The 6,338-nt window shown below is 73.1% G+C and carries 8 protein-coding genes; 2 read left to right on the top strand and 6 right to left on the bottom strand.

Annotated features, from left to right (window positions below; all coding sequences use genetic code 11):
* Positions 1-4: 4 nt before the first annotated feature.
* Entirely contained in the window at positions 5-790 is a 786-nt protein-coding gene (locus tag RIF68_RS23530) for an alpha/beta hydrolase (RefSeq protein ID WP_309053281.1), read from the top strand.
* 30 nt (positions 791-820) lie between these two features.
* Here RIF68_RS23530 and RIF68_RS23525 read toward each other — a convergent pair whose 3' ends face one another.
* The 3 genes from RIF68_RS23525 to RIF68_RS23515 form a co-directional block, all read right to left on the bottom strand.
* Positions 821-1,549, bottom strand: a complete 729-nt coding sequence (locus RIF68_RS23525) for a dienelactone hydrolase family protein (RefSeq protein WP_309053279.1) — start codon at positions 1,547-1,549, stop codon at positions 821-823.
* Between the two features lie 81 nt (positions 1,550-1,630).
* Positions 1,631-2,128 (bottom strand): DUF3291 domain-containing protein, encoded by a 498-nt coding sequence (locus tag RIF68_RS23520; protein ID WP_309053278.1) that lies wholly within the window; start codon positions 2,126-2,128, stop codon positions 1,631-1,633.
* A 32-nt stretch (positions 2,129-2,160) separates the two neighbouring features.
* A complete protein-coding gene (locus tag RIF68_RS23515) occupies positions 2,161-2,832 on the bottom strand; it encodes a helix-turn-helix domain-containing protein (protein ID WP_309053277.1) in 672 nt (223 codons plus the stop codon).
* 92 nt (positions 2,833-2,924) lie between these two features.
* On the opposite strand from RIF68_RS23515, the gene RIF68_RS23510 reads away from it, so the two are divergent.
* Positions 2,925-4,307, top strand: a complete 1,383-nt coding sequence (locus tag RIF68_RS23510; protein ID WP_309053276.1) for a serine hydrolase domain-containing protein — start codon at positions 2,925-2,927, stop codon at positions 4,305-4,307.
* A 94-nt stretch (positions 4,308-4,401) separates the two neighbouring features.
* Here the strand turns inward: RIF68_RS23510 and RIF68_RS23505 are convergent, their stop codons facing one another.
* The 3 genes from RIF68_RS23505 to RIF68_RS23495 all read right to left on the bottom strand — a co-directional run bounded on the left by RIF68_RS23505 (position 4,402) and on the right by RIF68_RS23495 (position 6,333).
* Positions 4,402-4,854, bottom strand: a complete 453-nt coding sequence (locus tag RIF68_RS23505) for a GNAT family N-acetyltransferase (RefSeq protein ID WP_309053275.1) — start codon at positions 4,852-4,854, stop codon at positions 4,402-4,404.
* A gap of 29 nt (positions 4,855-4,883) precedes the next feature.
* Positions 4,884-5,342, bottom strand: coding sequence for a MarR family transcriptional regulator (locus RIF68_RS23500; protein ID WP_309053274.1), 459 nt, complete (start codon positions 5,340-5,342; stop codon positions 4,884-4,886).
* Between the two features lie 127 nt (positions 5,343-5,469).
* Positions 5,470-6,333, bottom strand: a complete 864-nt coding sequence (locus RIF68_RS23495) for a GNAT family N-acetyltransferase (RefSeq protein ID WP_309053280.1) — start codon at positions 6,331-6,333, stop codon at positions 5,470-5,472.
* Positions 6,334-6,338 lie beyond the last annotated feature (5 nt).

The following is a 6,338-nucleotide window of genomic DNA, read 5'->3' as shown; positions in this document are numbered from 1 at the left end:
GATCATGATCACGTCCCTCCTGCCCGAACCGAGGCGCTCGGCCCTGACGGTGGCCGGACGCCGCCTCTCCTTTCTCGACTTCGGCGGTCCGGGGCGCCCCCTGCTGGCCCTGCACGGGCACTTCGGCGAAGGGCGCACCTTCACGCGCCTGGCCCGCGACCTGGGCGGCGCCTGGCGGGTCATCGCCCCTGACCAGCGGGGTCACGGCCGCTCCGACCGTCCTGCCGACTTCTCCCGCACCGGGTACGTCGAGGACGCCGCCGCCGTCCTCGACCACCTGGGCATCGACGGCGCGGTCGTCCTCGGCCACTCCCTCGGAGGTGTCAACGCCTACCAGCTCGCGGCCCGGTTTCCCGGCCGCGTGGACGCGCTGATCGTCGAGGACATCGGTGCCGTGGTCGACGACGACCTGTCCTTCAGCTTGTCCTGGCCGCACCGCGCCCCGACGCGGGCCGAGCTGCTGGCGGCGCTCGGCCCGTCGGCGGCTTACCTCGGGGACGCCGTCCGTGAGCACCCCGACGGGTGGGGGCTCGCGTTCGACGCGAAGGACATGACCGCATCGCAGCGGAACCTCAACGGGGACCACTGGCGCGACTGGCTCGCCGGTGACTGCCCGACCCTGCTGGTCCGTGGCACCCGCAGCACGGTCCTCAGCGCCGCGCACGCGAAGGACATGGCGGCCCGGCGTCCCCGTACCCGCCTCGTGGAACTCCCCGCGGGGCACACCGTTCACGAGACCGTCCCGGCGGAGTTCGCATCGGCCGTCAGGGAGTTCCTCGGCGCCCTGTGAGCCGCCGGAGCCGCCGGCCGGTGGGACGGCTCACCGCGTGACGGGTACGCACTCCGTGAGCAGGGCGAGGATGTCGCGCCAGGAGCGTTCCGCGTGCACGGGGTGGTGGGCCACGCCCGGGCGGACGGCGTGGTCGACCGGGGGGTGGTGGAAGGCGTGTTCGGCGCCGCCGTAGACCGTGAGGCGCCAGTCGACGCCGGCGGCCTGCATCTCGGCAGCGAAGGCGTCGCGTTGGGCGGCGGGCATGATCGGGTCCTCGGAGCCGACACCGGCCCAGACCGGGCAACGGATGCGGGCCGCCTCGCCCGGGCGGCCCGTGGTCAGGGCGTTGATCGTGCCGATCGCCCGGAGGTCGACGCCGGCGCGGCCGAGTTCGAGGGCGATGGCGCCACCGGTGCCGTAGCCGATGGCGGCGACGCGGTCGGGGTCGGTGCGGGGTTCGGCGCACAGGACGTCGAGCGCCGCGTGGCCGATCTCCCGCATCCGGTCGGGGTCGGCCAGCAGCGGGAGGGCGCGGTCCAGCATCTCCTGGATGTCGGCGAGCCAGCGTCCGCCGTTGATGTCGAAGGCCAGCGTCACGTATCCGAGTGCGGCGAGCGCGTCGGCGCGGTGGCGCTGGACGTCGTTGAGGCCGGGCCCCTCGGGCCCGAGCAGGACCGCGGGCCGGCGACCGGTGCCGGCGGGGAGCGCGAGGTGTCCGACCATCGTCAGTCCGTCGGCCGGGTAGGAGACGGTGCGTGTGGTGACCGTTGTCGTCATGTGATCGGACTGTAGGGACCGCGAGGTCCGAACGGACCGGTCTTCACCGTCGGCGGAACCGGGGGTACGGGGTGAGGGCCGTTACACGGTGACCCCTGGCGCCCCGGCGGCCTCGGCCGCTTCGGCGGCGGTGTGGGTGGAGGCGAACGTGAAGGCGCGGGGCGAGGGCCCGTGGGCGCGCAGGTGCGCGAGTCGTTCGAGGGCTTCCTCGACCGTCGGGCGGTGTCCGGCGGGCACCCACCAGAGCACGAGGTGGGCCTGGACGTGACGGAGGAACCATTCGCGTCGGCGCCGTACGAGGTCCAGGTGGCCGCTGCGGTACGTGAAGTCCCACAGCGCCTCCCGCGACTCCCACACCGTCAGGTTGACGATGACGTCCTCGCCGGCCGGGCGCAGGCCGGTGGCGTCGGCCGCACCGTCCTCGACCAGCCGCCAGACGAAGCCGGGCGCGGCGTCGGCGGCGGCGTTGACCGGGTCGAGCAGTTCGACGAACGGTGCCATGCGGGGGTCGTCGAGAGGGTGCAGGACGGTCGCGACGTTGAGCTGGGCAAGGTGAGCGGCGTGCGGGGAGACGGTCATGGCCTCATCCCAGCACGCTCCAGATTTCTATGTCAATGGACGTTATTTTTAGAGAGCGCCACGCAGCACTCGCCGGGCCGGGGATCCAGACGCGCCCGGACGGGTCCCTCCGTACCGAGCAGCCCCTCGAGCAGGGCGAGGTTCATGCCGCAGACCAGGGGCGGGAAGCTCTCCGCCACGGCGTGGAAGGGGCAGTTGCGCATCCGGACGACCTGACCCGCCGGCCCGTCCGCTCCCCCGGCGCCCTCCAGGTACGGCTCGTACCCGCGCCCGGCCAGCAGCTCCATGGCCTCGTGGAGACCCTCCGGCGCGGACGGGCCCCGCAGGGCCTCGCCCCGCCGCCGCGCCGCCGCGCCGAGCGCGCTGTCGATGCCGGCCTCCTCGGCGGCCTCGGCGAGCAGCTCGGCGGCGGTCCGGTAGTCCCGGGCGGGCAGGGACACCGTCCGTTCGGCCCGCGCCCGCGTGTACACCTTGGCGGGGCGGCCCGCCCCCGGGCCCGAGCGCCCGGTCAGCCGCCGACTGCCGCTCTCCAGCAGCCCGCTCTCGACCAGCTTGTCCAGATGATGTGCGGCGAGGTTCCGCGCGACCCCGGCCGCCTCGGCGGCCTCGATGCGGCCGACCTCCCGGCCCTGGGCCACCACGTACTCGTACAGGCGGCGGCGCACCGGGTCCTGCAGTGCCGCGATCGCGTCGATGTCCTCCACCTGGCCAGTCTAAGAACGTCCCGGTATGGAGCGGGCAGGACAGGAGGTCCGCCATGGACCGCTCGGCGTCCGGTTTCGCGTTGGATGGAGCCATGACGACATCTTTCGAACCCCTCCTGCCCGGCACCGAGCGTGCCCTGCTGCACCGTGTGGCGGTCGCCCAGGCCGAAGGGCGGTCGCCGTCCTTCGTCGGCGCGGTGGTGCGGGACGGAACGCTCGTGTGGAGCGGTGCCCGCAGCTGTGTGGAGGGGCACGCCCCGGACGCGGACACGCAGTTCAGGATCGGCTCGATCACCAAGGTCTTCACCGCGGTCCTGGTCATGCGGCTGCGGGACGAGGGCCTCGTCGGCCTGGACGATCCGCTGGAGAAGCACCTCAAGGGCACGGGCGTCGGGGAGGTGACCCTCGCCCAGCTCCTCTCGCACACGGCCGGTCTGGCCGCCGAGACGCCCGGACCCTGGTGGGAGCGTTCGCCGGCGGAGCTGCGGCCGTCGCTCGCGGACGTCCTGGGGGAGCGGCCCCTGCTCCAGGCGCCCGGGCGGCGGCACCACTACTCCAACCCGGGATACACCCTGCTCGGTTCGCTGGTCGAGGCCGTCCGGGGCATGGCCTGGGAGGAGGCACTGCGCCGCGAGATCCTGGAGCCGCTCGGCATGACGCGGACGACGGTCGATCCGGTGGCACCCCACGCCGGTGGATGGGCGGTGCACCCGTGGGCGGACGTGATGCTGCCCGAGCCGTCCGAGCACCTGGGGGTGATGGCCCCGGCCGGGCAGCTCTGGTCGACGGCCGCCGATCTCGGCCGGTTCGCCGCCTTCCTCATGGCGGGGGACGAGCGGGTCCTCGCCCCGGCGACCGTGGCGGAGATGCGCGTGCCGGCGGCTCCGGCGGCGGAGGACGACCCCGACGGCGGGTACGGACTCGGTCTGCAGCTGCTGCGCCGGGACGGCCGGACGTTGATCGGCCACACGGGCTCGCTGCCGGGCTTCGTGGCCTGCCTGTGGATCGGCGTCGAGGACGGGCTCGCCGGGATCGCCCTGGCCAATGCCACCTCCGGCCCCTCACCTTCCGCCGTGGCGGCCGATCTCGTACGGATCGTGGCGGAGGCCGAGCCCCGTTTCCCGGAGCCCTGGCGCCCCCTGCCCGCGGCGGCGGTGGACCGGGACCTGCTGGAGCTCACCGGGCCTTGGTACTGGGGAACGTACGCGTACGGTCTGCGGATCGTCGCCGACGGCGGTGTCGTGCTCGAACCGCTGCGCGGGCCGGGACGCAGGGCGCGCTTCCGTGCCCTGCCCGAGGGCGGCTGGGTCGGTCTGAACGGTTACTACGCGGGGGAGACACTCCGGGTGGTGCGGCGGCCCGACGGCCGCGTGAGCCATCTGAACCTGGGCTCCTTCGTCTTCACCCGAGAGCCGTACGAGCCCGGGGACGCGGTTCCCGGCGGGGTGGACCCCGAGGGCTGGCGCGGGCTCTGAACCGCGTTTCACGTGAAACAGCGCGCCGACCGGACGTCGGCGCGCCGTTTCACGGCGCAGAGCGGACCCGGAGCGGTCGCCGCTGCCCTTTCGCTCAGAGGCTCTTCTTGAACCCCACGTGCGAGGCCTCGAAGCCGAGCCGCTCGTAGAAACGGTGGGCATCGGTGCGGGTGACGTCGGAGGTGAGCTGGACCAGGACGCAGCCCTGGCGCCGGGACTCCTCCACGGCCCACTCGATGAACTGGGTACCGAGCCCACTGCCGCGCTCATCGGCGTGCACGCGGACGCCCTCGATGATCGAGCGGGTCGCACCGCGCCGGGAGAGCCCGGGAATGATGGTCAGCTGGAGGGTGCCGACGACCTTGGCCTCGCGTACGGCCACGACGAGGTGCTGGTGGGGGTCGCCCGCCAGGCGCTCGAAGGCCGCGAGGTACGGCGAGAGGTCGTCGGGAGACTCACGGGTCGCGCCCAGCGGGTCGTCGGCGAGCATCGCGACGATGGCCGGAAGGTCCTCCGCGGTGGCGGGACGTATCTCAAGATCGCTCATGGCCGCAGCGTACTCCGGACCGCCTCTCGTCAGGCGGGAACGCCCACACCCTCCACGACCTGGACCAAGGGGGCCAGCTCGGGGTTTCCGGCCGCTTCGTCGAGGGCCTCGCGCAGCGCCCTGTCGTTGGTGGGGCGGGCTTCCTCCAGGAGCTTGAGTCCCGCCTCGGTGACATCGGTGTAGATGCCGCGCCGGTCGGTGGCGCAGAGGTAGCGGGTCAGCAGGCCGCGGTCCTCGAGCCGGGTGACGAGCCGGGTGGTGGCGCTCTGGCTGAGGACGACGGCGTCGGCCACCTGCTTCATCTGCAGATGTCCGCCGGGGCCGTTGTGCTGGCGGCTCAGGACGTCGAGGAGCGAGAACTCCCGCACGCTCAGCCCGTGCCCGGCTTCCAGAGCCCGCTCGATGTGGGACTCGATCTTGCCGTGCAGCAGCGAGAGGGCGCACCAGCGCTGGGAGAGCGCGGTGAGGGCGGGATCCGTCGCGGTCATGGTCTCTCCTCGGTCTCTCCTCGGCAGGGGAGTGGCTCAGCTCCCAGAGTAGACGATGCGGCGCAATAGTGGGCGTGTGCAAGTAACTGGGTGTGCGAGGTGCGAGGTCACGGGGGAGCGCCACGGCTCAACCGGCCGCGACCGTCAAGGGTGCGAAGCGGCGGCGCCAGTCGCCCGGAAGGTCCGGCAGGGAGCGGACCATCACCGCGTTGGAGGCGATGGAGTCGAGTCCGTTCTCCTTCGCCCAGCGCAGCAGGGAGGTGTGCCGGACGTCGATGTCGGTACGCAGTGGGCGGTCGGTCGCGGCGGCGAGGGAGGCGATCAGTGCCTGGGCGGTGGCGGTGTCCCGGGCGATCAGGGGACCGATCACATGGGTGTCCATGTTGGGCCAGGCCGTCGCGAAGCCGGTGATCTCGCCGTCCTCCTCCGCGACCCGGAGATGATCGGCGAAGGCCGGGAGCCGGGTGATGATCGCGGTCCGGTCGAGGCCGAAGATCTCGTGGTCCAGGCGCAGGATCGCCTGGAGGTCCTCCGCGATCGCCGGACGCACCGCGACCTCGGGGGCCGGCACGGCGAAGGTGAACCGGCCCCGCACCATGTCCGCCCGGCTCGTCTCGGTGAACCCGAGCTGCTCGTAGAGCGGCTGACCGCTCGGGGTGGCGTGGAGGGTGAGCGGGGTCTCTCCCGCTTCTGCCAGGAGGTGCCGCATCAAGCGGCGGCCCACACCCTGACGGGCGTACGGCTCGGCAACGAGCACCATGCCGACGGCGGCCAGGCCGGAGCCGTACGAGGTGAGTACGGAGCAGGCGAGGAGCCCCGTCCCGGCGGGGTCGTCGATGCCGTACCCCGTGCCCGCGGTCAGCAGCAGTCCCCACTTGTGCTCCTCGCGCGGCCAGCCCCGGTTCGCGGCCAGGTCGGCGCAGGCGAGCAGGTCCTGCGGAGTGAGGCGGCGGATGGGGAGCTGGGCGAGCGGCGCGGCGGAAGTCGGCATGGCGT

Source organism: Streptomyces sp. (genome assembly GCF_031178505.1).
Lineage (GTDB): Bacteria > Actinomycetota > Actinomycetes > Streptomycetales > Streptomycetaceae > Streptomyces > Streptomyces gulbargensis.
Note: the sequence above shows the minus strand (reverse complement) of the source record. Positions and strands in the feature narration are given on the sequence as shown.